Consider the following 26,799-nt stretch of genomic DNA (forward strand, 5'->3'; position numbering starts at 1 on the left):
CGCCGGATGGGGACGGGCCGGGGCCGCCTGTGTGCCGAGCCACGAAGGGAGGCGCTCGGCGGGGGGTACCCGTCAGACTTGTCCCCGTGCGGATCACCTCGGCCCTCGTGGACCCGGCGCTGCTCGACCTCCCCTGGTCGACCCCGCTGGAGGAGTGGCCTGCGCAACACCTGGTGGCGTTGCCGCAGGGCATCTCCCGGCACATCGTCCGCTTCGTCCGCCTCGGCGGCTACGTCTACGCGGTCAAGGAGACGGGTGAGCGGGTCGCCGAGCGGGAGTACGACCTGCTGCGCGCCCTGGAGCGGATCGACTTTCCGTCCGTGGAGGCGGTGGCGATCGTCGCCGACAGGCAGAGCGACGACGGCGAGCCGCTCGACCCGGTGCTGATCACCCGGCACCTGCAGTTCTCGCTGCCCTACCGGGCGCTCTTCTCGCACACCCTGCGCCCGGAGACGATGGGCCGGCTGCTCGACGCGCTCGCCGCCCTGATCGTCCGGATGCACCTGACCGGCTTCTTCTGGGGCGACTGCTCGCTGTCGAACACGCTGTTCCGGCGGGACGCGGGGGCGTTCGCCGCGTATCTGGTGGACGCCGAGACCGGGGCGCTGCACCACTCCCTCTCCAACGGCCAGCGCGGCGAGGACCTGGAGATCGCCCGGGTCAACATCTTCGGCGAGGCGCTGGACCTCCAGGCCGCCGGGCTGCTGCACGAGTCGATCGACCCGGAGGTGGTCTGCGAGGAGGTCGTGCAGCGCTACGAGCGGCTGTGGCACGAGATCACCTACGAGCAGCAGGTCGAGCGGGAGGCCCGGCACGACATCGAGGGGCGGATCCGCCGCCTCAACGAGCTGGGCTTCGACGTCGCCGAGGTGGCCATGTCCACGATCGACAACGGGCGCTACCTGGTCCGGCCGAAGGTGGTCGACGCTGGCTACCACACCCGGCGGCTGCTCCGCCTGACCGGCCTCGACGCCGAGGAGAACCAGGCCCGCCGGCTGCTCAACGACCTGGACGCCTACCGGGCGGAGAGCTACCTGATGGACGAGCAGCAGGCCGCGCACCGCTGGCTGACCGAAGTCTTCGAGCCGGTGGTCCGGGCCGTGCCCGCGCACCTGCGCCGCAAGCTGGAGCCGCAGGAGCTCTTCGCCCAGATCATCGAGCACAAGTGGCTGCTCTCGGAGCGGGCCGGCCGGGATGTCGGGATGGCCCCGGCCGTGCAGTCGTTCCTCTCCGACGTGCTGGTGCACCGCCCCGACGAGCAGGCGGTGCTCGGCGACGAGGTCCCCACCACCGGCTGAACCCGGACCGTTTTGACTCCGCCGGGCCCTGGTTCCGCCCCCGGCCCCGATTCCGGGCCCCGATTCCGGTGGCGACGCGGTGACGGTGGTGGATGGTTCTGGAAGGCAGCGGGACTCCCTCTGCGACCGCTGTCGAGCTGATGTCGTAAACGATTCGGGCTAGCTGTACTGCCCAGGGACGTTGTTTGAGGTTGTGTGACGACCCGACGTAGACAGACGTGATGACGAAGGCCTCCGGGCTGGGCGGTCGCGCGGGCGGCCGAGCGCTATGACGTGTCCTGGCCGACCCCACACCGCCACCGCAGGCCGGCCACCCATCACCAGGTTGACCAACCTCCCTGGGCAGTACAGCTAGGTGGCCCGCGTGATGTCGTAGACGATTCAGCTCGACAGCGCGGACACGAGCCCCTCCGCGCGGGTGGGAGCCGGGGCCGTCACTTCGCTGTTGTTGACGGCGACGCTCCGGGTGCCGGTGGCCGCCACGCCCCGACCCACGTCACTCCAGCCAGGAGCCGCCGCGCATCACCCGGACCACGTTCAAGTCGTCGTCGAGCACCACCAGGTCGGCCCGGAGCCCGACCTGGAGCGCGCCCAGCTGGTCGCCGAGGCCGATGGCACGGGCCGGCGTGGTGGCCGCCATCCGCACGGCGTCCGCGATCGGGATCCCGGCGCCCACCGCGTGCCGCAGCGCGGCGTCCATGGTCAGGGTGCTGCCCGCGATCGCGCCGTCGCGGGCCAACCGGGCCACGCCGTCCGCCACCGTGACCGTCTGGCCACCCAGGTCGTACTCGCCGTCGGCCATGCCGGCGGCGGCCATCGCGTCGGTGATCAGGGCGGACCGCTCGGGGCCCGCCGTCGACGTGGCGAAGGCCAGCATCCCGTCGTGCAGGTGCACGCCGTCGGCGACCAGCTCGCAGACCACGTTCGGGGCGTCCAGCAGGGCCACCACCGGACCGGGCTCGCGGTGGTGCACCGGCCGCATCCCGTTGAACAGGTGGGTGCCGACGCTCGCGCCCGCCGCGACGGCGGCGCGGGTCTCGTCGTACGTGGCGTCGGTGTGGCCGACCGCGGCGACCACCCGGTGCGCGGTGAGCAGCTTGATCGCCTCCAGGGCACCGTCCCGCTCGGGGGCGAGGGTGACCATCCGGACCGCCCCGCCACCCAGCTCGATCAGCTCGGCCAGCTCGTCGGTGGACGGGTCGCGCAGGTACTCGGGGTTCTGCGCGCCGCAGCGGGCCGAGGAGAGGTACGGCCCCTCGAAGTGGATCCCGGCCAGCACCCCCTCGGCGACCAGCGGGGCGAACGCCTCGGTGGCCGAGCGCATGAGCACGAAGGGCGAGCTGACGAGGCTGGCCAGCAGGGTGGTGGTGCCGTGCCGCAGGTGGAAGTCGGCGGCCTGTCGGGCCTGCTCGGCGTCGCCGGTGGTGAAGGTGTGCCCGCCGCCGCCGTGCGTGTGCATGTCGACGAAGCCCGGCACGATCCAGTGCCCGTCGCGGACCGACGGGTACTCGGCCACCGCCCGGATCCGGCCCTCGCCCACCTCCACGCAGCCCTGCCGGATCACGCCGGTCGGGGTCACCACCTTGCCGTTCACCCGAAGAGCCATCACTTCTCCAGACTGTCGAGGGCGAGCAGGGCGGCGCCGAGGCAGCCGGCCTCGTCGCCGAGGGCCGCCGCGACCAGGCGCGGCTCCCGATGGAACGTCATCCGCTCGTGCAGCGCGGCCCGCAGCGGGTCGAACAGCAGCGCGCCGGCCCGCGCCAGCCCGCCGCCGATCACGACGGTCTCCACGTCGTAGAGGGCCTGTCCGGTGGCGAGGCCGTCGGCGAGCGCCTCGACGGCCTCCTGCCAGACGTCCGCCGCCAGCGGCTCGCCGGCCGCCGCCCGGTCGGCCACCTCGGCGGCGGTCGTCGGTACGCCCGCCAACTCCGAGTAGCGCCGGCCGATCGCGGAGGCGGAGGAGACCGCCTCCAGGCAGCCGGGACGGCCGCACCCGCAGCGCGGCCCGCCGGGGCGTACCAGAATGTGGCCGATCTCGCCGGCGGCGCCGTGCGCGCCGGTGGCCGCCGTGCCACCGACCAGGTGCGCGGCGGCGATCCCGGTGCCGATCGCGACGAAGAGGACGTGCGCGGCGTCGCTGCCCGCGCCGAGCCGGGCCTCGGCCAGGCCGCCGGCGCGCACGTCGTGGCCGACCGCCGTGGGCAGTCCGAGCCGCGCCTGCGCCAGGTCCCGCAGCGGTACGTCCCGGAAGCCGACGTTCGCCGACCAGACGGCGACCCCGCGCGCCTCGTCGATCACCCCGGGTACGGCGATGCCGATCGCGACCGGGTCGAGCCCGTCGGCGCGGGCCTTGCCGGCCAGCCCCTCGGCGACCCCCAGGACCGTGTCGACGACGGCGTCCGGGCCGCGCTCCGCGTCGGTGGGGTGCCGCTCGGTGTGCAGCACGGCACCGTCGGCCCGGACCAGGGCGCACTTCATCCCGGTGCCGCCGACGTCCAGCGCGACGACGACGTCGGCTGGCCTCACGCGAGGACCACGGAACGGGTCAGGTGCCGGGGCGCGTCGGGGTCGAGGCCCCGGCTGGTGGCGAGCGCGACGGCGAAGCGCTGCGCCAGGATCAGGTCGGCCATCGGGTCGACGGGCGTACGACCGGCGGCCCAACTGCCCAGCACCGTGCGGCAGCCGTGGGTGCGGCTGTGCACGAACGCCGCTCCCGTCGCCGCCACGTCCGCCGGCAGCCCGTCGGGCAACTCGCCGAACGCCCAGACCAGCCGGCCCGGCGCGGCGATCGAGATCGGCCCGTGCCGGTAGTCCATCGCCGGGTACGCCTCGGCCCAGAAGGTGGCGGCCTCGCGGCACTTCAGGGCCGCCTCCTGGGCCAGCCCGACCGTCCAGCCCCGGCCGAGGAAGGTGGCCTGCTCGATGCGGGTCGGGTCGATCGGCAGCGGGGCGCGTACGGCCACCTCCGCGTCGGCGGCGAGCGCGTCGATGTTGTCGCCGAGGTGGGCGCGGAGCAGGGCCAGGGCGGTGGTCGCGAAGCGGGTCTGCACCACCGAGCGCTCGTCGGCGAAGGGCATGGTCACGGCCGCGTCGGCCAGCGCGACGGCGGGGGAGTCGGGGTCGCCGACCAGGACGGTGCTCGGCACCCGCCCGCGCAGGGCGGCGATCAGCTCGGTGACCTCGGTGGTGGTGCCGGAGCGGGTGATCGCGACGAGCCGGTCGTAGCGCCGGCCGGTCGGGAACTCGGAGGCCTGGAAGGCGTCGGTCTCGCCCTGGCCGAGGTGCTCGCGGCGGGCCGCGTACGCCATCGCCATGAACCACGACGTGCCGCAGCCCACGACGGCGACCCGCTCGCCGGGGCGGGGGAGGTGGTCCGTCGCGGTGGCGGCGAGTCGCGCCGCCTCCCGCCAGCAGTCGGGCTGGCTCGCGATCTCGGCGTCGACGTACGACATGAGAACTCCTACGCAGGGGAGCGGTGCGCAATACGGCTCGTTAGAGCCGCCTTTCGCGCGTTATTCTGCGCGAAAGCGGCTGGCTGTGGCAACCAGCCTCGGCATCGCGCAAGACAGGGTTTTGCGCCCTCGTAGTTTCGCGCACTACTGTGCACGCAATCAATCACCGACCGCGCAGTAACTGGAGGGCCCGGGTGGACCGGTACGCCAGATGGAACGCCCTGCTCGAGATGCTGACCGACAGCGGCCGGGTCAGCGTCGAGGAGGCAGCCGAGCGGCTGGACGTCTCCCAGGCCACCATCCGGCGCGACTTCGACCAGCTCGCCCAGCAGCAGATGATCACCCGGACCCGGGGTGGCGCGGTCGCCAACGGCGTCTCGTACGACCTGCCGCTGCGCTACAAGACGGCCAAGCACTCGGCGGAGAAGCAGCGGATCGGCGCCGCCGCCGCGGCGCTGGTCTCGCCGGGCACCGTGGTGGGCCTCAACGGCGGCACGACCAGCACGGAGGTGGCCCGGGCCCTCGCCGTCCGGCCCGACCTGAACACCAGCGCCGAGGGCGCCCAGCTCACCGTGGTCACCAACGCGCTGAACATCGCCAACGAGCTGCTGGTCCGCTCCCGGATGAAGGTCGTGGTGGCCGGCGGCGTGGTCCGGCCGAAGTCGTTCGAGCTGGTCGGGCCGCTGGGCGGAGCGCTGCTGCGCGAGGTCACCCTCGACGTCGCCCTGCTCGGCGTGGACGCGATCGACCCGCAGCTCGGCGCCGCCGCCCACCACGAGGGCGAGGCGGCGATGAACAACCTGATGGTGGCCCGGGCCAAGCGGGTCGTCATCATCGCCGACTCGTCCAAGCTGGGCGGTCACGCGTTCGCCCGGATCTGCCCGGTGGACCGGGTGGAGACGCTGGTCACCGACTCCGGGGCCAACCCCGAGGTGGTGGAGGCGTTCCGCGCCGCCGGCGTCACGGTCATCTGCGCCTGACGTTGAAAGGAAGGGCGCCTTCCTGGCGCCTGGTGCAGGAAGGGCCCTTCCTTTCACCTGATCGGCGCGTCGCATGCATACCGGGTATTGCGGGGATCTGCATACCGCGTATGGTGTCGCGTGTCATACACCCATCGGGGGAGGTGCAGCTTGCCAGCTGTCCTGGAGATCGAAGGTCTCCGCAAGACGTACAAGAGCCGTCGGCGCGGCACCCGCAACGCGCTGGACGGCTTCGACATGCGGGTCGAACAGGGGCAGGTGCACGGCTTCCTCGGCCCCAACGGGTCGGGCAAGACCACCACGCTGCGTACGCTGCTCGGCCTGATCCGGCCCAACGGCGGCCGGATGACGATCCTCGGCCACGAGGTGCCGGCAGCGCTGCCCGCCGTCGCCGGTCAGGTCGGCGCGATCGTGGAGAGCCCGCAGTTCTTTCCGCACTTCACCGCGCGGGACACCCTGTCCCTGCTCGCCGGCGCGGGCGACGTGCCGCAACACCGGGTCGACGAGGTGCTGGAGCTGGTCGGGCTGCGCGACCGCGCCGGCGAGCGGGTCAAGACCTACTCGCTCGGCATGAAGCAGCGGCTCGCCGTCGCGTCGGCCCTGCTGAAGAACCCGAAGCTGCTGATCCTCGACGAGCCGGCCAACGGCCTCGACCCGGGCGGCATCCGGGAGATGCGCACCCTGACGCGTAGCCTCGCCGAGTCGGGGATGACCGTGGTGCTCTCCAGCCACATCCTTGGCGAGATCCAACTGATCTGTGACTCGGTCACCATCATCTCGCTGGGTCGGCGGGTGGCCTTCGGTCCGGTCGAGCAGGTGCTCGCCCAGCACTCCTCGGGCGCGGTCCGGGTGCGGCTGGAGGCGGTCACCGACCTGCCGGTCGCCGCCGACGCGCTGACCCGGGCCGGGATCCGGGTGGCGGGCCAGGCCGACCACCTGATGCTCGCCGGGGTCGACAAGCCGGCCACGGTGACCCGGCTCCTCGCCGAGCAGGGTCTCTACGTCAGCGAGCTCGCCCCGGTCGCCGTCGACCTGGAGAGCGTCTTCCTCGAACTGACCGCCACCGCGCCGGTACCCGGCCAGCACCGGCAGGTCGACCAGTCCACGAAGGTCGGTGGCGCGGGGCAGCCCGGTCCCACCGGGGGAGGGTGGGGCGCGTGAGCCTCTACCGTACGGAGTTGCGCCGGCTCGCCAAGCGGCGCTTCACCCGCTGGATGGGCCTGCTGGGCCTGCTGGTGCTCGCGGCCGTCGTGGTCGGGGTCTTCTTCACCAACGAGAAGATCGACGCCAACGCGCTGGCGAAGGCCGAGCGCGCCGCCGAGCAGCAGTGGCAGCAGGACGTCCGCCACAACACGCAGTACCGCGCGGAGTGCGAGAAGGCGAAGGCGGCCGGCACGGCCCAGTCCGGGGAGTTCCCCGACGACTGCGCGATGATCCAGCCCCCGCCCCGGGACGCGATCCAGGCGGGCTGGTTCCTGCCCTCCACGTTCGACTTCCGGGAGAACTTCGGCGAAACGCTGCTGCCGCTCGCGGCGATCCTGGCGCTGGTCGGGTTCGTCGTCGGCGCCTCGTTCGTCGGGGCGGAGTGGAACACCGGCGGCATGATGAACCTGCTGCTGTGGCGGCCGAAGCGGCTGACCGTACTGCTGACGAAGCTGGCGGCGCTGCTGACCGGGCTGGTCGCCCTGGCGGTGCCCACGACGGCGCTCTGGTTCGGCAGCTTCTGGCTGGTCGCCACGTTCCGTGGCAGCACGGCGAAGATGACCTCCGGGGCGTGGCAGTCCTTCGCCCTGACCGGGCTGCGCGGGCTGGTGCTCGCACTGGTCACCGCGACCATCGGCTTCGCGCTCGCCTCGCTGGGGCGGCACACCGCGATGGCCCTGGGCGGGGTGATCGCCCTGATGGTCGTCGGCCAGTTCGGCCTCGGCATCCTGCTGGCGATGGCCGGCGTGCGCTTCGCCGAGGCCTGGCTGCTGCCGACCTACGCCGTGGCGTGGATGCAGAAGAAGGTGACCCTGGAGGACTGGAACACCTGCCAGGCCACCTACTTCGGCGAGTGCAAACCGGACACGCTGGACATCACGTGGCAGCAGTCCTCGGTGATGATGGCGGTCGGGTTCGTGGTGATCCTCGGCGCGGCCCTCTGGGCGATGCGTCGGCGGGACATCTCCTGACCGTCGGCGGTGCGACCGGCGGCTCTCCCCGGCCCCGGTCGCACCGCCCAATCCTGGCCGGGGGATGACGACACGGCGTAATCGGGGCGGGGCGGTGGGGTTCGCGGGACACACGAGGTGAACCGGAGCGGTCACGTTCCGGCACTGTCGCCCGATGCGAACCGGGTCGGCCCTGGTTAGGCTGGGGTTCCCCCCACCGGTCGGCGTCGTGGTGTGCCGCCCGCCAGCCCCACGAGGAGCGCCATGCAGCCCGCCGACGCCGCCCCGGCCCCCACCGAGCCGGCCTCGCCGGGCCGGCCCGGCGAAGCCGGCGCGACCGTCGGGGCGGACCCCACCGGGGAGGCGCGGGACGCCGGCAGTGTCGTTCCCCAGCCGCGTACCGGTCCGGGCGCCGGGACGCCGACGGTCCCGCAGCCCCGCTCGGCGCCGGAGCCGGACGCCGCCGTGGCGGCGCCCCGCGACGCCGACGCCCCGCCGAGCGGGGCCGGCTCCGACGCCGACGCCCCGGCGGACGCCCGGCCGGAGGGTGGCCTCACCGAGCGTGAGCGCGGCATCCTCGCCTTCGAACAGCAGTGGTGGCGGCACGCCGGCGCCAAGGAACAGGCCATCCGGGACACCTTCGGCCTCTCGGCCACCCGCTACTACCAGTTGCTCAACGGGCTGCTCGACAACTCGGCCGCCCTCGCCGCCGAGCCGGTGCTGATCGGGCGGCTGCGCCGGCTGCGGTCCTCCCGGGCCCGCAACCGCCGCCGCTGACCGCTGTCGTACCCCGCGACCGGTCCCGGCCCCGCCGGCCCCGTTCCGACCGACCAATCCGGTCCCGACGGCGTGGCGGCGCGCCCAGGCGGACCGCCACTCCTACCCCCGACGCGGGTGCGGAATGTCGGCGATCCGCGCGGGTACGCGGGTGTCGTTCCGGGCCGCATCTCGCGGCCGGTTCACGTTCCGGGCCGTGACCTGCGACCCGGGGCCGATGGAGGGAGCGGGCGATGACGCAGATCAACCCGAGCCGGCCACCGGACGGTGCGACCGGCACCGCACAGCAGACCCGGGAGGAGGCGTCCCGGGTCGGGCACCAGGCGGCCCAGGCTGGCGGAAACGTCGCGCACACCGCCGCTGAGAAGGGCGGACACGTCGCGCATGCTGCCGCCGAGAAGGGCGGACACATTGCGCACGCCGCCGCCGAGAAGGGCGGACACGTCGCGCACGCCGCCGCCGAACAGGGCGGACACGTGGCGTCGGAGGCCCGGCGGCAGGCGCGCAACCTGACCGGTGAGGCCGGCACGCAGTTGCGCGACCAGGCCCGGGCGCAGCAGCACCGGGCCGCCGACGGGCTGCGCGGCATCGGGCGCGAACTCAGCTCGATGGCGGAGCGGAGCGAGGACTCCGGGATGGCCGCCCAGGCGGTCCGCCGGGCCGCCGACGCCGCCCAGCAGGCGGCCGGCTGGCTCGACGAGCGCGAACCCGGGGCGGTGCTCCACGACGTGCGGTCGTACGCACGCCGGCACCCGGGCACCTTCCTGGCCGGCGCGGCCCTGGCCGGCATGCTGGTCGGGCGGCTCACCCGGAACCTGACCGCGTCGGGCGACGGGGCGCGGGGCGAGGGCCAGCCGTCGATGCCGCCGACCGCCGCGCCGACCGGGCCGGGTACCGCGCCCACCGGGCCGACCGCCGCGTCCACCACGGCCGGACCGCAGCCGTACGAGCGGACGGCCGAGGCGCCGTACCTGCCCGAGGAGGCGTACACCGGGACGGCCCGGGTGCGCAACGCCTCGCCGTCGGGTCGGCAGGGCCCGGACATCCCGGGCGGGGTGGCGCCGTGAGCGCCCCCGAGAAGGAACGGACGCAGTCGGTCGGCGACCTGCTGGGCGACGTGACCCGGGACTTCTCCGTGCTGGTCCGCAAGGAGGTCGAACTGGCCAAGGCGGAGCTGCGTGAGGAGGCGGGTCAGGTCGGCAAGCTCGCCGGCATGTTCGGCGGGGCCTCGCTGGCTGGTTTCCTGACGGTGCTGTTCGTGTCGTACGCGCTGTGGTGGGGGCTGTCCAACGTGATGGACCAGAGCTGGGCGGCGCTGATCGTGGCCGTCATCTGGGGTGTCGTCACGGGTGTCCTGCTCGCCAGGGCGCGCAAGGAGAAGGAGCAGCTCCGCTCGGTGCTGCCCCGGACGAGGCAGACCGCACAGGAGATACCGGACGCGGCGCGCGGCCGGTGAACCAGCCGGGAGGGAGCAGATCATGTCCAACGATCCGGACCGGATCCGGTCAGAGATCGAGAACACCCGGAACGAACTGAGCAGCGACGTCGACGCGCTGGCCGACAAGGTCAACCCGCGGCGGATCGCCGGTGAACGCGTCGGGCAGGCCCGTGGCGCGCTCACCCGGGCCAGGGAGAAGGTGATGGGCGTGCAGTCTGACGGGCACGGCGCCGCGCAGCGGATGTCGCAGGCGACAGGTCAGCGGATGTCGCACGCGGCCGATTCGGCGCGGGAGTTCGGCGGGCAGTCCCGGGAACGGGTGTCACACGTTGCGGATTCGGCGCGGTCCTTCGGGGAGCAGTCCCGGGAGCAGATGTCGCACATGGCCGGGTCGGTGCGGGAGGAGGCCCGTTCGCTCGGGCAGCAGTCCCGCCAGCAGGCGCGGGGCAACCCCCTGGCGGCCGGCCTGATCGCCTTCGGCGCCGGGCTGCTGCTCTCGTCGCTGATCCCGTCCAGCCGTCCCGAACGGCAGTGGGCCGGGCAGGCCAAGGACATGGTCGGCGAGCATTCCGACCAGCTGCGGGCGCAGGCCAGACACCTGCGGGAGCAGGCCGGCGAGGTGGGCCGCGAGATGGGCCACGAGGTCAGCCACAACATGCGCGGACCGGCGCAGGAGGCGGCCCGGGCGGTCGGTTCGACGGCCGCCAGTGGCGCGTCCGCCGTCCGGGATCAGGGCCGGTCGGCCGCCCACCAGATGCAGGGGTAGGCGCATGAGACCGCCGACGACCTCCGTCGCCGCTGAGGCGACCCGGGTGGTCGGGGCGGCGCGGACGATGCGGGTACGCTCCGCGTCCGCGCCGCCCCCCGGCCGGGCGGTCAACGAGGACCTGGTCTTCCGGTTCGGGCCGCTGGTCGGCGTGCTGGACGGCGCCAGCGTGCCGGAGGGCTTCGACACGGGCTGCGTGCACGGCACCGCCTGGTACGTCCGGCACCTCGCGGCCCGGCTCGGGCTGGCGGAGGCGGTCCGCCCGACGGCGACCCTGATGAGCAACCTGGCGGCGGCGATCCTCGCGGTCCGGGCCGACCACGGCGACGAGTGCGACCTGGACCATCCGGGCACCCCGTCGAGCACGGTCTGCCTGCTGCGCGACGGGGGCGATCACCTCGACTACCTCGTGCTCTGCGACAGCCCGCTGGTGCTCGACGCGGGCGGTCGGGTCGGCGTGGTCACCGACGACCGACTGGACGCCGCCACGGCGGAGCTGCGGGCCATGGTCGAGGCCCTGCCGGCCGGCGGCGCCGACCGGGTCGCCCGGCTCCGGCAGGCGGTCGACATGCAGCGGGCGCGGATGAACCGCACCCACGGTTACTGGGTGGCGGCCGCAGATCCGGACGCGGCGTTCCACGCGGTGACCGGGACCCTGCCGCTGCGGGGGCCGGGCGCGGTACGCCGGGCGGCGCTGCTCAGCGACGGCGCATCGGCCCTGGTGGAGCAGTTCGGCGTCCTCGACTGGGCGGGGCTGCTGGACGTGGCGACCGCCGAGGACCCCGGCGCGCTGATCGACCGGGTACGCGTCGCCGAGCGGGACCATCCGGACCGGTTGCGCCGGCACAAGCCCGCCGACGACGCCTCCGTGGTGCTCTGCGAGTTCGACGCCGAGGCACCCTGACCGGGCCCGTGGGCAGGGCGGGTCCGCCGCCCGTCACCCGGGCCGGACGGGCGGTCGACAGCGGAGCGTGAGGCGGAACACGATGCGGGCCGACCGGCCGGTACCTTCCGCCGGACCGCCAGTCGAGGCCCGATGGGGTGGACTTGGGCCGGTGGGGCCGGCAGACTGCGGCACGTGGCGGGAACGGTGCGGCTGGAGCCGGTGGACGAGCAGAACCTGGAACCATTGCTCTCCGTAGCGTCTGCGGAAGCGGAGCCCGGTGACGTGATGCCGCCGGTGGAGGCCCCTGCGGGCTGGTCGTGCGCCCGGCGGGAGGCGTTCCGGGAGTTCCACCGGGCGAGCTTCGGAGGTCTGGACGGCCCGACCGGCACCTGCATGTACGCGATCCTGGCCGGCGGCGAGGTGGTCGGCATGATCCGGATGGCCCGCCGCGACGAGCCGGGCACGGTCGAGACCGGGATGTGGCTGGGCCGCTCCGCCCGGGGCCAGGGAATCGGCGCGGCCGCCCTGCGCGAACTGTTGAACGAGGCGGCGGCGGCCGGAATGCGACTGGTGGTCGCACAGACCACCGCCGACAACCACGGCGCCATTTCCGTGCTGGAGAAGTGCGGCGCCAAATTGCGCGAAAGCGGCGGTGGGGTGTACGCCGAGATATGCCTCGATTCGACGCTGCCGGCCATGTGACGGCCAATTCGCAGTTATCTCCTTTCTGACGTTCTTCCTGCTCCGTGCTGCCTTGGTGTCGGCTTTGCGCGATTTGCGAGGCGCGCGCTCCGGCCCGGGTGAATGGTGTCGACAACGCGCGGGAGTGTTTCGCCGATAGGTCAACGGGTACTGCCCGTCGGGTCCGATCAAACGGGACAACCTGATGTGCGGTCCGGCGCGTGCTGATCCCCGGCGGCCATTCTTTCGACCATTGCCGTCAGGTGTCCGGCGCTCCGGGGAGCGAAGGAGAACTGATGAAGAGCGGAGCACGAATCGGGCTCGCGGTCGGCTTCGGCTACCTGCTGGGCCGCCGGCGCAAGCTGCGTACCGCCCTCACCCTGGCCGCCGCGGTCGCGGCCGGTCGGGCCAGTCGGGAGCCCGGCGGACTGCTGAAGGCGGGCGGCAACCTGCTTCAGTCGTCTCCCCACCTGAGCAGCCTCGGCCGCTTGGGCAGCCCGCTCGCCGCCGCCTCCAAGGCGGCCGCGACCGCCGCCGCCGGCAGCGGCATCGATGCCATCAGCGGCAAGCTGCGCGGCTCGGCCGACGCGCTGCGCCGCAAGGGCGGGGCCGGCACCCGCGGCGACGGCGACCGGCCGGACCGGGACACCGACGCCGAGCAGCAGGAGCGCGACGCGGACGGCGGCCAGCAGGACCGCGACGACGACGGCGGGCACCAGGACCGCGACGACGACGGCGGCCAGCAGGACCGCGACGACGACGGCGGCCAGCAGGACCGCGACGACGACGGCGGGCAGGACCGCGACGACGACGGCGGGCAGCGGAACCGCGACGCCAGCGACAAGCGGCGGGGGCGGTGACCATGCCGGACACGACGAAGCCCGGCGGACTCGGGGAGAAGGTCCGGGGCCAACTCGCCGGCGAGGTGCGCAACCTGGCCAGCGCCATCGGCGAACGCGCGATGCGGGTGGTGACCGAGCGGATCACGGGCGCGACCGGCCGGCTCAGCGACTACGCGAAGCAGGGCGGCGGTCCCGGCCTGATCGCCGCTGCCACCGGCACGCAGAAGCTCGCGGAGGGCGGTTCACCGGTGAAGGCGATGGTCCATGCCGGACTGGCCGGCGGTAAGGAGAAGGTCATGTCGGCGCTCGGCAAGGGCGGCAAGGGCGGCAAGGGTGGCGGCAAGAAGGTCAAGGTCACCAACATCGTCGAGGCGATCGAGGTCGGCGTGCCGGTCCGGGTCGCGTACGACCAGTGGACCCAGTTCGGCGACTTCCCGAGCTTCATGAAGAAGGTCGAGAACGTCGACACCGAGTCGGACGAGAAGCTGACTTGGAAGGCGCAGGTCTTCTGGTCGCACCGCACCTGGGAGTCCACCATCGTCCGGCAGATCCCGGACAAGCTGATCCACTGGCGCTCGAAGGGCGAGAAGGGCTCCGTCGACGGCACCGTCAGCTTCCACGAGCTGTCGCCCGACCTGACCCGGATCCTGGTGGTGCTGGAGTACCACCCGCAGGGCCTCTTCGAGCACACCGGCAACCTGTGGCGGGCCCAGGGCCGCCGCGCCCGGCTGGAGCTCAAGCACTTCGTCCGGCACGTGATGACCCGGACGGTCCTCGACCCGGATTCGGTGCAGGGCTGGCGCGGTGAGATCGAGGACTCGCAAGTGGTCCGAGACCACGAGACCGCGCTGCGCGAGGAGCAGGAGGAGCGCGAGCAGCAGGAGCGCGAGCAGCAGGAGGAGGGCGAGGAGCGACAGGAGCGCGAGCAGCGCGGCCGGCGCGAGCCCGAGCCCGAGGAGGAGGCGGAGGAGGCCGAGGAGGAGCCGCGCGAGAAGCGCAGGCCCGCCGAGCGTGGCCGCCGCCGACCGCCCCAGCGCCGTCGCCCGGCCGAGGACGAGGAGTACGAGGACGAGTACGAGGAGGGCGACTACGACGAGGACGAGGAGGAGCCGGAGGAGGAACAGCCCCCGCCGCGCCGCCGTGCCCCGGAGCGGGCCCGCCGCCCGCAGCCCCGTGAGGAGCCCCGTTCCCGTGAGGAGCCCCGTTCCCGTGAGGAGCCCCGTTCCCGCGAGGAGCCCCGGGCCCGCCGTTCCCCGGAAGCGCCCCGGCGACCCGTGGTCCGCCGTCGACGGGAGGAGCGGGAGTGACCGTCGCGACGAGTGAGGGTCAGGGCGGCGGCGCCCTGCAACGCGGCGGCGGGGGCTCCGGCCTGGCCGACGTCGTGGAGACCGTGCTGGACAAGGGCGTGGTGATCGACGCCCAGGTTTCGATCGCGGTGGTCGGCATCCAGCTGGTGGAGATCAACGCCCGGATCGTCATCGCCAGCGTGGAGACCTACCTGCGCTTCGCCGAGGCGGTCGACCGGTTCGACATCACCCCGAAGGGCCAGAAGGGGCTGCCCGACCTGGTCGAGGGGGCCTCGGGGGCGGTCGGCGCCGGCAAGGCGGCCTCCGGGATCGGCAAGACGGTCGGCGCGATCAAGGACGCCGTCGGCGAGCTTGGATCGGACGACCAGGACCGGGATCGCGACCGGGATCGCGACCGGCCCCGGCGGCGACGGGACGAGGAGCGGTGAGCATGGCCGAGGAGACCGGGCTGTTCATCTACGGCATCGTGCCCTCCGACGTGGAGCCGACCCCGGACGCCGCCGGGGTCGGCGACCCGCCCGGAGAGGTGACGGCGGTGCGGCACGACGACCTGGCCGCGCTGGTCAGCGAGGTGAGCCTGACCGAGCCGCTCGGCCGGCCGGCGGACCTGACCGCGTACCAGGAACTGGTGGACGGCACGGCGGCGGTGGCGCCGGTGCTGCCGGTGCGCTTCGGCACGGTCGTCACCGGGCCCGACGCGGTCGCCGACCTGTTGGACGCGCACCACGACCGGTTCGCCGCCGCGCTCGACGAGTTCGAGGGCCGGATCCAGTACACCGTGCACGGGCGCTACGACGAGGCGAACCTGATCGCGGCGGTGCTGGCGGACAACCCGGGCGCCGCCGACCTGGCGGACCAGGTGCGTGGGCAGCCGGAGGCGGCCACCCGGACGCAGCGGATCCGGCTCGGCGAGATCATCAGCCAGGCGGTGGAGCTGCGCCGGGAGGCGGAGAACCGGCAACTGGTCGACACCCTCGGTCCCCTCGTCGTGGCGAGCGCGCCCCGACAGCCCAGCAACGAGCTGGACGCGTCGAACGCCGCCTTCCTGGTCGACCAGGACCGGGAGGACGAGTTCGTCTCGGCGGTCGAGGAGTACGCCGAGCAGCGCCGGGAGCTGATCCGGATGCGGCTGCTCGGCCCGCTCGCGCCGTACGACTTCGTCAGCGCCCACCAGTTGATGGGGTGAGCGGTGGACATCCTGTGGACGCTGCTGACCCTGCCGTACGCGCCGGTGCGGGGGCTGACCGCGGTGGTGAAGGTGATCGCCCGGGAGGCGGAGTCGCGGCAGCGCAACCCCGTCGACGTCCGGCGCGAGCTGGAGGCGCTGGACGCGGCGGAGACGGCGGGCGAGATCAGCGCCGCGGAACGGGACCGGGGGCAGCAGCAGGTGTTGGAGCGGCTGACCGGCGGTGTCCAGCGGCCGGCGCCCGCCCAGGGCCGGGCCCCGGCCCGGAACGGCCCCGGCTCCCGTCGGGAGAACGGCGGGACCCGGCACGAGCCCGGCGCGGGTCGGGCGCGACGAACCGGTACGGAACGGGTGCGGCAGGTCGGCACCGAACGCTCGCGGCGGGTGTCGCGCGGCGGCGAGGGAGGTGAGCGCGATGGGGGGTCTGATCCGCGGCGACGGCGGTCGGGCGCGTAGGAGCGAGCCCGTCAACGACGACCGGTACGACGACGAGGAGGAGTACCTCGAACCCATCACGGCCGCCGAGGCGGCGCGCGAGGGGATGCGGCAGATCGTCGAGTTGACCGGCCGGGATCCGGTGGGGACCACCTCGCTGAAGTCGTCGCGGGACGGCTGGCTGATCGGGGTGGAGGTGATCGAGGACCGGCGTATCCCCAGCTCCACCGACCTGCTCGGCCTCTACGAGGTGGAGCTGGACCTGGAGGGTGGCCTGCTCGGCTACCGGCGGGTGCGGCGCTACCAGCGCGGGAAGGGCGAGGTGGGTTGAGGTGAGCGTGCAGCCACCCCCGGTGGTGCAGAACTCCGGCCAGGTCCTGCCCGCCGGGCACGAGCCGGCCAATCTCGGCGACATCCTGGAACGCGTGCTCGACCGGGGCATCGTGATCGCCGGCGACATCCGGGTCAGCCTGCTCGACATCGAGCTGCTGACGCTCAAGCTGCGACTGGTCATCGCCTCGGTCGACACGGCCCGGCAGATCGGCATCGACTGGTGGGAGCACGACCCGTGGCTCAGCTCCCGGGCGATGCCGCCGGTGGAGCCCGGCCCACGGGACCCGGAGCAGGTGGAGGCGGAACGCCGCCCCCGGGTCGCCCGGACGGCCGCCCGCAGGGAGGAGCGGGATGAGTTCGACGGCTGACCTCGCGCCCGCCACCGGGCCGGCGGGCCCCGGCGTCGGGGTGTGGCTGCACGGCGTGGCGCGGGACGTCGATCCCGCCCTGCTCGCCGCCACTGCCGGGATGGACGGCGCTCCGGTGCGGGCGGTACGGGCCGCCGGCCTGGTCGCCGTCGTCAGCGCCGCGCCGCTGTCCGAGTACGGCGAGGAGGCGCTGCGCCGGAACCTGGAGGACCTGGCCTGGCTGGAGCGGGCGGCCCGGACGCACCACGCGGTGGTCGCGGCCCTGTCCCGCAACGGCGCCGTGGTGCCCGCCCGGCTGGCCACCGTCCACCACGACGACGCCCGGGTGGCGGGGCAGCTCACCGCCCGCCGGGTCGAGCTGACCACCGTCCTGGACCGGCTCGCGGGCCACGACGAGTGGGGGGTGAAGGGGTACGTCGTGCCGGGCGCGACGCCCCGCACGGCGGAGCCCGCCGGGTCGGGTGGCGCCGGGGCGGCGTACCTGCGGCGGCGCCGGGCCCAGCTCACCGCCCGCGAGGAGGGGCAGCGGATCGCCGCCGACGCCGCCTCCGCCGTGCACGAGGCACTGGCCGGGCACGCGGTGGCCGTCCGGCGGCACCCCCCGCAGGACCGCCGGCTCTCGGGCGCGCCCACCGCCATGGTGCTCAACGGGGCGTACCTGGTCGGCCAGGGGGCGGTCGCCGGATTCCGCCAGCTGGTCGGCGCGCTCGCCGGGCGGCACCCGGAGATCCGGCTGGAGCTGACCGGCCCGTGGCCGCCGTACTCCTTCGCCGAGGAGCGGCCCGCCGAGCCGGCGCTCACCGTACGGGAGCCAGCGTGCTGACGGCCCGGGGACCGGCGTGGTGACCACGTCGCTCGCCCCCAGCAGTGCCGACGACCCGCTGGCCTACCGGCCGGTGGCCCTGGTCGACCTGCTCGACCGGGTCCTCGCCACCGGCGTGGTGATCAGCGGCGACATCACCATCGCCATCGCCGACATCGACCTGGTCCGGATCTCCCTGCGCGCACTGGTCGCCTCCGTCGGCGCGCTCGCCCCGCCGGAACTGCCCGACGCCGCCCCGAGCGCCGCCGCCGGGACGCCGGGGACGTGGCCGTGACCGCCCGGGACGGCGCGACCGGCCCGGGTGGCGGGGGCGGCGGAGTGGGCGTGGGCAGGCCGGGCGGCGGTGGCGACCGCCGGGACGAGGCGGCCGAACTCGCCGCCGCGCTCGGCGACACCCGGTGGCAGCCGCCCCGGGTGACGCCGCTGGACCGCCGGCTCGCCGTCGACCGGGACGGCGTCGAGCGCGGGCTGGCCAGCCTCGTGCTCACCGTGATCGAGCTGTTGCGGCAGCTCATGGAGCGACAGGCGCTGCGCCGGGTCGACCTCGGCGACCTCACCGAGGAGCAGATCGAACGGATCGGCACCACGCTGATGGCCCTGGAGGAGCAGATGGCGGGGCTGCGCGAGTACTTCGGCCTCACGCCCGAGGACCTCAATCTCGACCTCGGGCCCCTCGGTCCCCTCCTGCCCACCGACTGACGAGTCGTTCACGACATCAGCTCGACAGCGCCCGTCACCCCCGGCCGGGCCGGGGGCGCGGGTGGTCAGCCGGCGCGCTTCTCGGCGTACGCGGCGAGCCAGGCGACCTGGGCCGGGTCCAGGGACGGGCGGACCCGGGCGCGGGCCGCCGCCACGTGCGCGGCCGTGACCGTGGACGCCGTCAGCGACTCCCGCATGGTGGCCAGGGCCGCCTCGCGCACCAGCGCGGCACAGTCCGCCGCCGAGAAGCCGTCCAGCTCCCCACCCAGCTCCACGAGGTCCACCTCGGGTGCCAGCGGCACGTTCCGGGCCGAGGCGCGCAGGATCTCCGCCCGCGCCGGCCCGTCCGGCGGCGGCACGTAGACCAGCCGTTCCAGCCGTCCCGGGCGCAGCAGCGCCGGGTCCACCAGGTCGGGGCGGTTCGTCGCGCCGACCACCACCACGTTGCGCAGCGTCTCCACGCCGTCCAGCTCGGTCAGCAGCGCGGCCACCACCCGGTCGGTGGTGCCGCCGTCGCTGGCCTGGCCGCGTACCGGGGCGAGCGCGTCCACCTCGTCCAGGAAGATCAGGGTGGGTGCGGCCTCCCGGGCCCGGCGGAACAGCTCGCGGACCGCGCGCTCGCTCTCACCGACCCACTTCGACAGCAGCTCCGCGCCCTTCACCGAGAGCACGTTCGCCCGCCCCGAGCCGGCCAGCGCCGTGACCAGGTAGGTCTTGCCGCAGCCCGGTGGGCCGTAGAGGAGCACCCCGCGCGGCGGCTGCACGCCGAGCCGGGCGAAGGTGTCCGGGTAGGTCAGCGGCCAGAGCACCGACTCGGTCAGCGTCTCCTTGACCTCCGTCAGGCCGCCCACGTCGTCCAGCGTCACCGAGGCCAGCTCCAGGGTGGAGGCGGCCATGGTGGTGGGGCGGACCACCTCCAGCGCGGCGGTGAAGTCGGCCATCGCCACCGTCGGCGTCTCGGCCGACTTCTGGCGCAGCGCCGCGCGCACCCCGGCCTCGCGCAGCAGCGCGGCCAGATCGGCGGCGACGAAGCCGGGGGTACGCCCGGCGACCTCGTCGAGCCGCACGTCGTCGGCGAGCGGGACCTGCCGGGTCAGCACCGTCAACTGCTCCCGGCGCAGGGCCGCGTCCGGCAGCGGCACGCTGATCCGCAGCGAGAGCAGGTCCGGGGCACGCAGTGCGGGGTCGACGGCCTCGGGCCGGCCGGTGGTGCAGACGACCGCCGCCCCCGCCCGTACGGTCTCGGCGACCACCTGCTGGAACACGGTCGCCACCGGCCCCGGCCCGTCCGCCGGGGCGAGCGCCTCCACGTCGGTGACCAGCAGCACCCCGGGGCCGTCCGCGCGCGCCTCGGCGGCGGCGGCGCGCAGCCGGTCGGCGGCGGCCTGGTTGGTCAGCGCGGCCACCTCGGGCGCCCAGAGCGGGCTGACCCGGGCCCCGACCCGGGCGGCCACGGCCCGTACGAGCGCCGCCTTGCCGGAGCCGGCCGGCCCGGCGATCAGCACGCCCAGCGAGACGGTCGTGCCCAGCCGGCCGAGCACCTCCCGGTGGTGGAAGCCGAGGTCGAGCAGCTCGGTCAGCTCCTCTGCCTGCGACCGCAGCCCGGGCAGCTCGTCCACCGCGGGCGGCGCGTCGTCGACGCTCCCGGCGGTGCGTCCCGTGGCGTCCACGGCGCCCGGAAGGCGTACGCCCCCCGTGGCCGCCGCCCGGCCCGGGGCGGTCCCGTTCGCCGTCGGGCCAGCGTCGAGGCGGCGCCCCTGCGGGGCGGGCCCGGTGCCGGCGGAGCCGTGGGTCGCCTGGCCGTGCTCCCAGCCGACCACGGTGTCCATGGTGACCAGCGAGCCGGTGTCGGGCTCGGCGGCGACCACGGCGAGCAGGGTGCTGGTCCAGGCGTACCCGACGCTGTTGGAGAGGCTGCGCCGGGCGGCCTCCACCAGGCTGCGCACCGAGGCGTCGGGCAGCACGTCCTGCGGCAGCAGCGACACGTCGTCCCCGGTCGTCACCACCTTGCCGAGCAGAGCCAGCCGGAGCATCTCGGGCGAGACCACGGCGGCGATCTGCGCCGGACCGGCGAGAAGCACCCGAAGGGCCGGCGTGACCGGCAGGCGGCTCACCGTCACCTGGGCGCCGTCGCGGATGCCGAGGTTGCCCAGCATGAGGTCGTCGGCGTAGAGCAGCGCGGTGCTGGCGGTCGGCTCGGCCGGCGCGACGATGCCGGCGCTCACCCGCCGGCCCGCCAGCCGCACCGGGTCGCCGGGGCGCAGCGCCAGCGCGGTGAGCACCTCCGGGTGCAGCCGGACGACGCCCCGTCGGGCGTCGAGGGCCGCCGGCCGCAGGCTCGCGGTCAGGGTCAGGTCGGGTTCCGCCACCGCCCGACCCTAGCCGCCGTGGTCACGCCCTGCCCCCTCCCGGGGCGTTCCGTGCTCCGCGAGGACCGTCACCGTCCCCCAACAGGGAGGAGTCGCGGCGGATCAGCTCGGCCAGCCGTGCCGCCGGGTCGGGGGTCAGCCCCTCCTGGGCCGGCGTCCAGGCCGGCACCGTCTTGACCGACATCGGCCACGCCGGCGGCGGCGCGGGGGCCTCCGCGTCGACCGTCACGCCCGCGTCGGTCCAGGTGACCCGCAGCGGGTACGCCTGCCCGTAGTGCTCGACCCGGATGCTGACCGCGGTGCCGGGGTGGCCGGCCACCACGCGACGGACCGCCTCGGCGACCTCCACCACGGGGTCGCGGTGTTCCGCGCCCCGCCGCGTGTCGACCCAGCCGGGCCCGGCGTTGCGCCCCTCGCCCCGGACGTCGGCGCGCCCCGGCTCGGATCCGCCCCGGGCCTCCGGCGCCCCGACGGCCTCCCCGCCCGCCGGCTCCGCCTCGGCGGCCCGCCGCCGCAACGCCTCCTCGCGGCGCGCCATCCGGGCCAGTGTCTCGTCCAGTCCACCTCTCATCACGAACCACCCCTTCTCGTGAAACGGGTCGAACCGCCGCAGCGGTTCAGGACCTTCCCTCCCGGGTGGCCCGCTCGAGTGCGCGGTCGAGGACGACCAGCAGGGCGTCCCGCACCGAGAGCCGGTCCCGGGCGTCGAACTGCACCAGGGGCACGTGGTCGCCGACGGCCAGCGCCCACCGGATCGCGTCGAGGTCGTGCGTGAGCCGCCCGTCGAAGGCGTTCACGCCGACCACGAAGGGCAGGCCGGCCCGCTCGAAGAAGTCGATCGCCGGGTAGCAGTCGTCGAGCCGGGCGCTGTCCACCACGACGAGCGCGCCGAGCGCCCCCCGGGCGAGGTCGTCCCACATGAAACCGAACCGGGCCTGCCCCGGCGTGCCGAACAGGTACAGCTTCAGACTGCGGTCGATGGTGACGCAGCCGAAGTCCATCGCCACCGTGGTGGTGGTCTTCGCGGAGCGTACGCCGGGGTCGTCGACGCCGATCCCGGCGGTGGTCATCTCCGCCTCGGTGGTCAGCGGGGCGATCTCGGAGATCGCGCCGACCGTGGTGGTCTTGCCGACCCCGAAGCCGCCGGCGATGAGGATCTTGACCGGGATCGGCGGTGCGGCGGCCGGCGTGGGCCGGGGCACCGCGGCCACCCCGGTGGCCGGCGCCCGGTGCGGCGGCGGAGCGGACGCGGCGGGGTGCGGCCCCGTCGGGGAGCCGTACCGGGTGGCGGCGCTGTTGGCGGCGATCCCGCCCAGCGGGGCGACCGGCCATTCAGGAGATCGCACGGAGTCCATCAATCACTCGAAGGATGATGTCGGGGTCGAGAGCGTCGGCGCCGTCGTGCACGTCGAGGTGGCCCGCGGCGCGGAGGTCGCCGACCAGCACCCGGGTCACGCCGAAGTGCAACCGGGTACGGGCGGAGATCTCGGCGACCGAGATCGGCTCGTCGCAGAGCGAGACGATCGCCTGCAACTCGGGTGCCAGCCAGGTCAGCGCCGGCGGCCGGTCGGTCGCCGGCCGGACGGTCACCTGTGTCTCCAGCCCGATCGCCGGGTCGGCGCCGGCCACCCGCCCGGCGGTGAGCACGAACGGGCGCGGGCTGGCGGGCCCGTCCCCGGTCGCCGGCGCGGCCGTGGTCGCCGGCAGGCCGGGCCGGGCGTCATGCGGGGACGACGCGCGCAGGTAGGGCCGGATCCGGACCGTGGGTTCCGGGTCCGGTCCCTCGCCGGCGGCCTCGGGGGTCATTGCTGGGCGGCGTTCTTCAGCTCGGCGATCAGTCTCGGGGTGAGGGCGCCACCGGCCCGCCCGGCGAAGAGCGTCATCTCGTAGGCGACGGTGCCGAGGTTCGCCGAGCGGTCGGCGACCACCCCGAGCACGGAGCCGCTGCTGATGGCGCTGATCAGCAGGTAGCCCTCGGCCATGTCCACGACCACCCGGTTCAGCCCGCCGAGGGCGTACCAACTCGCGGCGCCGCCGGCGAGGCTCGTCATGCCGGAGACCACCGCGGCGAGCCGTTCCGCGTTGGAGCGGTCCTTGATGGCCGACATGGCCATCAGCAGCCCGTCCGACGAGACGGCGATCGCCTCCAGCACGCCGGCCGTACTCGACGTGAAGGAGTCCAGCAGCCAGTTGAAGGTGCGCGCCTCCGGGCTCAGGTCCCCGGCGCCCGGGTTCTGGTGGTCGACGTTGTCGTGCAGGAAGGGGCTGGTCACCGTGATGTTCCCTCTTCGTAGCGGCGGTCTTGGCTGACTTCGCGCAGAGCGCGGGCGACGCCCGCCTCGAACTCGGTGAGGAGGTCGCGGACCTCGTCCGGGTTCTCCGGCGGGCTGTCGGGCTGACGGGCCGGGGTGGCGGTCAGGTTCGCGCCGGGCACCCGCCGGGTCAGCCCGGCCGGCGCGGTGCCGTCCGGGGTGCCCCGGCCCAGTTCGGCCCGGCGTACGCCCGACTCGACGGCCTCGACGAGGGCGCGGGCGGCGGCCGGGTCCGCGTCGGTGACCGGCACCGGCCCGCTCACCGGCGGGGCGGCCGGCGGGGCGGCCGGGCGCAGGGTGGCACCGGGTACCCGCTGTCGGATGCCCGGCGGGGCGGCTGCGGCCGGTGCCCGTGGCTCGGTGCCGGCCGGCGCCCGTAGCTCGACCCCGGCCGGCTCACCACTGGAGGTGAACGCGTCCCAGGAGGCGCCGGACTCCACGCTGCGGGTGGCGCGGCTCAGCAGCGCCGCGTCGAACCCGGACGGCGCAGCCTCCGGCGCGGCGCCGACCGTCGCGCGGGGCTCGGACGGCGCCGCGCCGACCGTCGCGCCGGACCCGGTGCCGACCGCCGCGCGGGGTCGGGCGGCCTCCGGCTCGTCGGGCGAGCGCCGGTCGCGGACGGGTACGGCGGCCCGGGCCACGGTCACGCCGGCCCGCTCGGCGCGGTGGACGACCAGCGACGTCTCCGGGACGTCCAGGTGCGCGGTCACCCCGCCACCGGCGGTCGGCGTCAGCCGCACCTGCCAGCCGTGCCGGCGGGCCAGGCGACCCACCACGAAGAGCCCCAGCACCTCGGTCGGCGCGAGGTCGAGCCGTTCCCGCCGGGTGAGCCGGGCGTTCTCCTCCGCCAGCCGCTCCGGGGCCATGCCGATGCCCCGGTCCACCACGGTCAGCCGGGCGCCGGAGCCGGTCGGCTCGCCGCCCACCGTGACGCGGGTGTGCGGCGGGGAGAAGACCGTCGCGTTCTCCATCAGCTCGGCCAGCGCCAGGACGAGGTCGCCGACGGCGCCGGGCGCCACCGACACGCCGGACGGGACCTGCACGTCGACCCGGGTGTAGTCCTCGATCTCGCCGAGCGCCAACCGGACCACGTCCCCGAGCGGCACCGGCGCCACGTGGGGGTCGGCGCCGGCCGAGCCGGAGAGCACCACCAGGCTGCCGGCGTTGCGGCGCAGGCGGCTGGAGATGTGGTCGAGCCGGTACAGGTGCTCCAGCCGGCCGGGGTCGGTCTCCTGCCGCTCCAGCCGGTCGATCAGCGCGATCTGCCGGCCCACGAGGTTCTGCGTACGGCGGCCGACGTGGCCGAACATCTGGGCCACGTTGCGTCGGCCGGCGACCTGCCGTTCCACGAGCCGGGCGGCGGTGCTCTGCACCCGGTCGAACGCGCGGGCCAGGTCGCCGATCTCGTCGCGGGCCCGTACGTCGACCGGGTCGAGGCGTACCGGCGCGGCGCCCTCGGTCTCGTCGTCGGCGACCCTGGTCAGCTCCGCCTCGGCGACCCGGGCCACCCGGTCGGCGGAGCGGGTGAGCCGGGTCAGCGGCCGGGCCACCGTCCGGGCGACGGCCGCACTGAGCAGCACCACCACGGCGAGGATCAGGGTGACGATCCCCGCCACCAGGTACGCCTCGGTCAGCGCCCGGCGTTGCTGCCCGGTCACCTCGGCGATGACGTCGGCGACGAGCTTCTTCTCGATGAACTGCCCGAAGGTGATCATCGAGCGGACCGACGGGAAGAGCGCGTCCAGCGGGATGTCCCTGGTCGCGCCGGCCGGGTCCAGCGCGCTCCTGGTGAGGAAGTCCGCGCTGGTCCGGGCGGCCACGGCCGCGTCGTTCAGGGTCACCAGCTTCAACTGCTCCGGTGTGATGAGGCTGCGGAACCCCTGGTTGTCCGCCCGCAGCCCCGCCATGCAGGCGACGTACGAGGCACTGACCCGGGGCGAGCCGGTGGCCTTGACGAGCACGATGAGGGTGGCGCAGGCGCCCATCGCCTCGTCGACGCGGAGCAACCCGTCCAGGGCCAGCACCTGCCGCCCGGCCGCCGTGTCGGTGTCCACCCCGAACGGCAGCCGCAGCGCGTTGATCAGTCCCGTGCTGACCGACCCGTACGCGGCCATGATCTGGTCCGGCGTGGCGGTGCCGGCGAGCACCGCGGCACGCAGGTCGGTCAGCCCGCGTACGCCGTGCAGGGCCTCCGTCACCTCCGGCGGCAGCAGGCCTGCCGGGGTGGCTCGCAGGTCGGCGACCCGGTCGTCCACGCCGGCGGTCCGCTGCATCAGCTCGCTCCGGGTGACCCGGCCGAGCAGCAGCCCGACCGAGAGGACGCGTTCCTGTTGCAGGTCCTGCACGAGGCTGCCGATCCGGCTGGCGACGCGGACCCGGTCGGCGATGTCGCCGGCCCGTTGCGCGGCGGCCACGCGGTCGAGCACCGCCGGCACGGCCAGCGCCACCATGCTGAGCAGCGGGATGACCACGAGCAGCGCGAGCTTGCCCCGGATACGGAGCCTAGCGAGCAGCATCGGAGGGCCCCCACTGCGCGCCGCCGGGTTCGCGGGCCGACCCCGCCGGCTGGAGCTGACGCGGTTCGGCACCCCGGCCGGCCGGCTGCCACGGCGTGTCCTCCGGCCGGGCGTCGGCGCCGTACCGGTCGCGTCGGGCCTGTGCCGCTGGCCCCGGCGCCCGTCGGACGGCGGCGAGCCACACCGCGCCCAGTGCCGCCCACAGCAGGACGGCCAGCGCCCCGGCCGCCACGGTCAGCCAGCGGTCCCGGTCCAGGTCGCGGGAGCGTCCGGCGAGGAGCGCGTCGAGTTCGTCCAGGATGACGGGCTGGAGCTGCTCGGCGGCGGTCTGCGCGTTCAACCGGGCGCCGGCGATCCGCGCCTGGTCGGTCTCCGCGTCGCGACCGGCCGGCGCGGAGTGGGCCGCCAACGTCTCGACGGCCCGTTGGTAGGTGTCGAGCGGGTTCAGCACGCTCGGGCCGAGGTCGGCGCTCTCCGAGCTGTCCACGGCGGCCCGGAGGTCGGCGACCAGGTCACCGGCCGGGGTGAGCACGCCCACCCGGAGGGCGGCGATCTCGACGGCGGTGCGGTTGCGGTCGGCGGCGGGCCGGCGGGCGGCGAGCACGGCCAGGTCGGCCAGCCGGCCGGCCGCCACGACCGCCTCGGGCAGGTCCCGGCTCGCGTGCTGGAGGAAGAAGGAGTCGGGCCGGGGGTCGCGGACGAGCCCGGACGTCTCCCGGACCTTGCCGTGCAGCGCCAGCAGCAGGTCGGTGGCCTCGCCGTACGCGGTGAAGGCCGCCTCCGGGTCGGCGGGAGCGCGGGCGCCCAGCGCCTCGATCCTGGCCCGCAGGCCCGCCCAGCGTTCCTGGGTGCGCAACTCGTCGCCGACCCGCGCGTCCACGGAGGCGGCGGCCTCGACCGCGCGGGTCAGCGCCTCGCTGGTGACGGGCCGGGCGGCGACGGCGGCGGACTGGGCCTCGACCAGGGCGTGGGTGACCGGGGCGAGGGCGCGCAGGTACTCCACGCCCAGCCGTTCCCGGCCGGCCAGGTCCCGGTCGTCGGCCGTCAGTCCCCAGGTCTGGACGAACAGCAGGGTCATCGGCGCGAGCAGGGCGACGAGGAGCAGCAGCGGCAGTACGCGGCCCACCGCGGTGGGCCGCCGGCGGGCCGGCGGTGCGGGGACGGTCATGTCTGTCTCC

General features: G+C 74.8%; 30 protein-coding genes. 20 read left to right on the forward strand and 10 right to left on the reverse strand.

The features are described 5' to 3' along the window. Positions 1-86 precede the first annotated feature (86 nt). A complete protein-coding gene (locus ACPXCB_RS12270; RefSeq protein ID WP_425874906.1) occupies positions 87-1,298 on the forward strand; it encodes a DUF4032 domain-containing protein in 1,212 nt (403 codons plus the stop codon). A gap of 496 nt (positions 1,299-1,794) precedes the next feature. Here ACPXCB_RS12270 and nagA read toward each other — a convergent pair whose 3' ends face one another. From nagA to ACPXCB_RS12285, 3 genes are read right to left on the reverse strand one after another with little or no spacing between them, the layout of a single operon-like run. After that, a complete protein-coding gene (gene nagA, locus ACPXCB_RS12275) occupies positions 1,795-2,904 on the reverse strand; it encodes an N-acetylglucosamine-6-phosphate deacetylase (RefSeq protein ID WP_425874908.1) in 1,110 nt (369 codons plus the stop codon). Then, on the reverse strand, positions 2,904-3,824 hold the full coding sequence (locus ACPXCB_RS12280) for an ROK family protein (protein ID WP_425874910.1): 921 nt from the start codon (positions 3,822-3,824) through the stop codon (positions 2,904-2,906). Before ACPXCB_RS12280 ends, nagA begins: the two co-directional genes overlap by 1 nt. Continuing rightward, on the reverse strand, positions 3,821-4,750 hold the full coding sequence (locus ACPXCB_RS12285; RefSeq protein WP_425874912.1) for an SIS domain-containing protein: 930 nt from the start codon (positions 4,748-4,750) through the stop codon (positions 3,821-3,823). Before ACPXCB_RS12285 ends, ACPXCB_RS12280 begins: the two co-directional genes overlap by 4 nt. A 194-nt stretch (positions 4,751-4,944) precedes the next feature. Between ACPXCB_RS12285 and ACPXCB_RS12290 the strand changes: the two genes are divergently transcribed. The 19 genes from ACPXCB_RS12290 to ACPXCB_RS12380 all read left to right on the forward strand — a co-directional run bounded on the left by ACPXCB_RS12290 (position 4,945) and on the right by ACPXCB_RS12380 (position 18,424). Beyond that, the gene (locus ACPXCB_RS12290) at positions 4,945-5,730 is read left to right on the forward strand and encodes a DeoR/GlpR family DNA-binding transcription regulator (protein WP_425874914.1); all 786 of its coding nucleotides are present in this window, start codon (positions 4,945-4,947) and stop codon (positions 5,728-5,730) included. Positions 5,731-5,880: 150 nt separating this feature from the next. After that, positions 5,881-6,891: an ATP-binding cassette domain-containing protein gene (locus tag ACPXCB_RS12295; protein ID WP_425874916.1), complete on the forward strand. Its 1,011-nt coding sequence runs from the start codon at positions 5,881-5,883 to the stop codon at positions 6,889-6,891. Then, positions 6,888-7,904 (forward strand): ABC transporter permease subunit, encoded by a 1,017-nt coding sequence (locus tag ACPXCB_RS12300; protein ID WP_425874918.1) that lies wholly within the window; start codon positions 6,888-6,890, stop codon positions 7,902-7,904. The genes ACPXCB_RS12295 and ACPXCB_RS12300 overlap by 4 nt, the downstream gene beginning before the upstream one ends. 243 nt (positions 7,905-8,147) lie before the next feature. Next, positions 8,148-8,660, forward strand: coding sequence for a DUF3263 domain-containing protein (locus tag ACPXCB_RS12305; RefSeq protein WP_425874920.1), 513 nt, complete (start codon positions 8,148-8,150; stop codon positions 8,658-8,660). A 233-nt stretch (positions 8,661-8,893) separates the two neighbouring features. After that, the gene (locus tag ACPXCB_RS12310; RefSeq protein WP_425874921.1) at positions 8,894-9,727 is read left to right on the forward strand and encodes a hypothetical protein; all 834 of its coding nucleotides are present in this window, start codon (positions 8,894-8,896) and stop codon (positions 9,725-9,727) included. Beyond that, complete coding sequence (locus ACPXCB_RS12315) at positions 9,724-10,116, forward strand: phage holin family protein (RefSeq protein ID WP_425874923.1); 393 nt, start codon at positions 9,724-9,726, stop codon at positions 10,114-10,116. Before ACPXCB_RS12310 ends, ACPXCB_RS12315 begins: the two co-directional genes overlap by 4 nt. Before the next feature lie 22 nt (positions 10,117-10,138). Then, a complete protein-coding gene (locus tag ACPXCB_RS12320; protein WP_425874924.1) occupies positions 10,139-10,864 on the forward strand; it encodes a DUF3618 domain-containing protein in 726 nt (241 codons plus the stop codon). A gap of 4 nt (positions 10,865-10,868) precedes the next feature. Continuing rightward, positions 10,869-11,768, forward strand: a complete 900-nt coding sequence (locus ACPXCB_RS12325; protein ID WP_425874926.1) for a hypothetical protein — start codon at positions 10,869-10,871, stop codon at positions 11,766-11,768. A 174-nt stretch (positions 11,769-11,942) separates the two neighbouring features. Continuing rightward, complete coding sequence (locus ACPXCB_RS12330) at positions 11,943-12,452, forward strand: GNAT family N-acetyltransferase (RefSeq protein ID WP_425874928.1); 510 nt, start codon at positions 11,943-11,945, stop codon at positions 12,450-12,452. A 275-nt stretch (positions 12,453-12,727) separates the two neighbouring features. After that, on the forward strand, positions 12,728-13,291 hold the full coding sequence (locus ACPXCB_RS12335; protein ID WP_425874930.1) for a hypothetical protein: 564 nt from the start codon (positions 12,728-12,730) through the stop codon (positions 13,289-13,291). Positions 13,292-13,293: 2 nt separating this feature from the next. Then, positions 13,294-14,580, forward strand: coding sequence for an SRPBCC family protein (locus tag ACPXCB_RS12340; protein ID WP_425874931.1), 1,287 nt, complete (start codon positions 13,294-13,296; stop codon positions 14,578-14,580). Continuing rightward, positions 14,577-15,008, forward strand: a complete 432-nt coding sequence (gene gvpJ, locus ACPXCB_RS12345) for a gas vesicle protein GvpJ (RefSeq protein ID WP_425874933.1) — start codon at positions 14,577-14,579, stop codon at positions 15,006-15,008. Before ACPXCB_RS12340 ends, gvpJ begins: the two co-directional genes overlap by 4 nt. A gap of 2 nt (positions 15,009-15,010) precedes the next feature. Continuing rightward, a complete protein-coding gene (locus ACPXCB_RS12350; protein ID WP_425874935.1) occupies positions 15,011-15,766 on the forward strand; it encodes a GvpL/GvpF family gas vesicle protein in 756 nt (251 codons plus the stop codon). A 3-nt stretch (positions 15,767-15,769) separates the two neighbouring features. Next, on the forward strand, positions 15,770-16,222 hold the full coding sequence (locus ACPXCB_RS12355) for a gas vesicle protein GvpG (protein WP_425874936.1): 453 nt from the start codon (positions 15,770-15,772) through the stop codon (positions 16,220-16,222). Next, positions 16,182-16,532 carry a gas vesicle protein gene (locus ACPXCB_RS12360; RefSeq protein ID WP_425874938.1) on the forward strand — a complete coding sequence of 117 codons (351 nt, stop codon included), beginning with the start codon at positions 16,182-16,184 and terminating at the stop codon, positions 16,530-16,532. The genes ACPXCB_RS12355 and ACPXCB_RS12360 overlap by 41 nt, the downstream gene beginning before the upstream one ends. 1 nt (position 16,533) lies before the next feature. Continuing rightward, positions 16,534-16,902: a gas vesicle protein gene (locus ACPXCB_RS12365; protein WP_425874939.1), complete on the forward strand. Its 369-nt coding sequence runs from the start codon at positions 16,534-16,536 to the stop codon at positions 16,900-16,902. Further along, positions 16,886-17,725, forward strand: a complete 840-nt coding sequence (locus tag ACPXCB_RS12370) for a GvpL/GvpF family gas vesicle protein (RefSeq protein ID WP_425874941.1) — start codon at positions 16,886-16,888, stop codon at positions 17,723-17,725. Before ACPXCB_RS12365 ends, ACPXCB_RS12370 begins: the two co-directional genes overlap by 17 nt. Before the next feature lie 19 nt (positions 17,726-17,744). Next, a complete protein-coding gene (locus ACPXCB_RS12375) occupies positions 17,745-17,999 on the forward strand; it encodes a gas vesicle protein (RefSeq protein ID WP_425874942.1) in 255 nt (84 codons plus the stop codon). Next, a complete protein-coding gene (locus ACPXCB_RS12380; protein WP_425874944.1) occupies positions 17,996-18,424 on the forward strand; it encodes a gas vesicle protein K in 429 nt (142 codons plus the stop codon). The genes ACPXCB_RS12375 and ACPXCB_RS12380 overlap by 4 nt, the downstream gene beginning before the upstream one ends. 65 nt (positions 18,425-18,489) lie before the next feature. On the opposite strand, the gene ACPXCB_RS12385 is transcribed toward ACPXCB_RS12380, so the two are convergent. From ACPXCB_RS12385 to ACPXCB_RS12415, 7 genes are read right to left on the reverse strand one after another with little or no spacing between them, the layout of a single operon-like run. Beyond that, a complete protein-coding gene (locus tag ACPXCB_RS12385) occupies positions 18,490-20,793 on the reverse strand; it encodes an AAA family ATPase (protein ID WP_425874946.1) in 2,304 nt (767 codons plus the stop codon). Between the two features lie 22 nt (positions 20,794-20,815). After that, a complete protein-coding gene (locus ACPXCB_RS12390; RefSeq protein WP_425874948.1) occupies positions 20,816-21,364 on the reverse strand; it encodes a hypothetical protein in 549 nt (182 codons plus the stop codon). Between the two features lie 46 nt (positions 21,365-21,410). Continuing rightward, entirely contained in the window at positions 21,411-22,148 is a 738-nt protein-coding gene (locus tag ACPXCB_RS12395) for a GTP-binding protein (RefSeq protein WP_425874950.1), read from the reverse strand. Then, positions 22,126-22,599, reverse strand: a complete 474-nt coding sequence (locus ACPXCB_RS12400) for a DUF742 domain-containing protein (protein ID WP_425874953.1) — start codon at positions 22,597-22,599, stop codon at positions 22,126-22,128. The genes ACPXCB_RS12395 and ACPXCB_RS12400 overlap by 23 nt, the downstream gene beginning before the upstream one ends. Further along, the gene (locus ACPXCB_RS12405; protein WP_088998136.1) at positions 22,596-23,066 is read right to left on the reverse strand and encodes a roadblock/LC7 domain-containing protein; all 471 of its coding nucleotides are present in this window, start codon (positions 23,064-23,066) and stop codon (positions 22,596-22,598) included. The genes ACPXCB_RS12400 and ACPXCB_RS12405 overlap by 4 nt, the downstream gene beginning before the upstream one ends. Next, on the reverse strand, positions 23,063-25,621 hold the full coding sequence (locus ACPXCB_RS12410; RefSeq protein ID WP_425874955.1) for a nitrate- and nitrite sensing domain-containing protein: 2,559 nt from the start codon (positions 25,619-25,621) through the stop codon (positions 23,063-23,065). The genes ACPXCB_RS12405 and ACPXCB_RS12410 overlap by 4 nt, the downstream gene beginning before the upstream one ends. Beyond that, on the reverse strand, positions 25,608-26,789 hold the full coding sequence (locus ACPXCB_RS12415; RefSeq protein ID WP_425874956.1) for a hypothetical protein: 1,182 nt from the start codon (positions 26,787-26,789) through the stop codon (positions 25,608-25,610). Before ACPXCB_RS12415 ends, ACPXCB_RS12410 begins: the two co-directional genes overlap by 14 nt. Between the last annotated feature and the right edge of the window lie 10 nt (positions 26,790-26,799).

Source organism: Micromonospora sp. DT62, assembly GCF_049847285.1.
In the GTDB taxonomy this organism is placed as follows: Bacteria; Actinomycetota; Actinomycetes; order Mycobacteriales; family Micromonosporaceae; genus Micromonospora; species Micromonospora reichwaldensis.

Bases quoted from the DNA above. Each gene is read 5' to 3' on its own strand.
- nagA (WP_425874908.1), bottom strand. From the start codon at position 2,904: ATGGCTCTTCGGGTGAACGGCAAGGTGGTGACCCCGACCGGCGTGATC.
- ACPXCB_RS12285 (WP_425874912.1), bottom strand. From the start codon at position 4,750: ATGTCGTACGTCGACGCCGAGATCGCGAGCCAGCCCGACTGCTGGCGG.
- ACPXCB_RS12305 (WP_425874920.1), top strand. From the start codon at position 8,148: ATGCAGCCCGCCGACGCCGCCCCGGCCCCCACCGAGCCGGCCTCGCCG.
- ACPXCB_RS12310 (WP_425874921.1), top strand. From the start codon at position 8,894: ATGACGCAGATCAACCCGAGCCGGCCACCGGACGGTGCGACCGGCACC.
- ACPXCB_RS12320 (WP_425874924.1), top strand. From the start codon at position 10,139: ATGTCCAACGATCCGGACCGGATCCGGTCAGAGATCGAGAACACCCGG.
- ACPXCB_RS12325 (WP_425874926.1), top strand. From the start codon at position 10,869: ATGAGACCGCCGACGACCTCCGTCGCCGCTGAGGCGACCCGGGTGGTC.
- ACPXCB_RS12335 (WP_425874930.1), top strand. From the start codon at position 12,728: ATGAAGAGCGGAGCACGAATCGGGCTCGCGGTCGGCTTCGGCTACCTG.
- ACPXCB_RS12340 (WP_425874931.1), top strand. From the start codon at position 13,294: ATGCCGGACACGACGAAGCCCGGCGGACTCGGGGAGAAGGTCCGGGGC.
- ACPXCB_RS12350 (WP_425874935.1), top strand. From the start codon at position 15,011: ATGGCCGAGGAGACCGGGCTGTTCATCTACGGCATCGTGCCCTCCGAC.
- ACPXCB_RS12360 (WP_425874938.1), top strand. From the start codon at position 16,182: ATGGGGGGTCTGATCCGCGGCGACGGCGGTCGGGCGCGTAGGAGCGAG.
- ACPXCB_RS12370 (WP_425874941.1), top strand. From the start codon at position 16,886: ATGAGTTCGACGGCTGACCTCGCGCCCGCCACCGGGCCGGCGGGCCCC.
- ACPXCB_RS12390 (WP_425874948.1), bottom strand. From the start codon at position 21,364: ATGAGAGGTGGACTGGACGAGACACTGGCCCGGATGGCGCGCCGCGAG.
- ACPXCB_RS12395 (WP_425874950.1), bottom strand. From the start codon at position 22,148: ATGGACTCCGTGCGATCTCCTGAATGGCCGGTCGCCCCGCTGGGCGGG.
- ACPXCB_RS12400 (WP_425874953.1), bottom strand. From the start codon at position 22,599: ATGACCCCCGAGGCCGCCGGCGAGGGACCGGACCCGGAACCCACGGTC.
- ACPXCB_RS12410 (WP_425874955.1), bottom strand. From the start codon at position 25,621: ATGCTGCTCGCTAGGCTCCGTATCCGGGGCAAGCTCGCGCTGCTCGTG.
- ACPXCB_RS12415 (WP_425874956.1), bottom strand. From the start codon at position 26,789: ATGACCGTCCCCGCACCGCCGGCCCGCCGGCGGCCCACCGCGGTGGGC.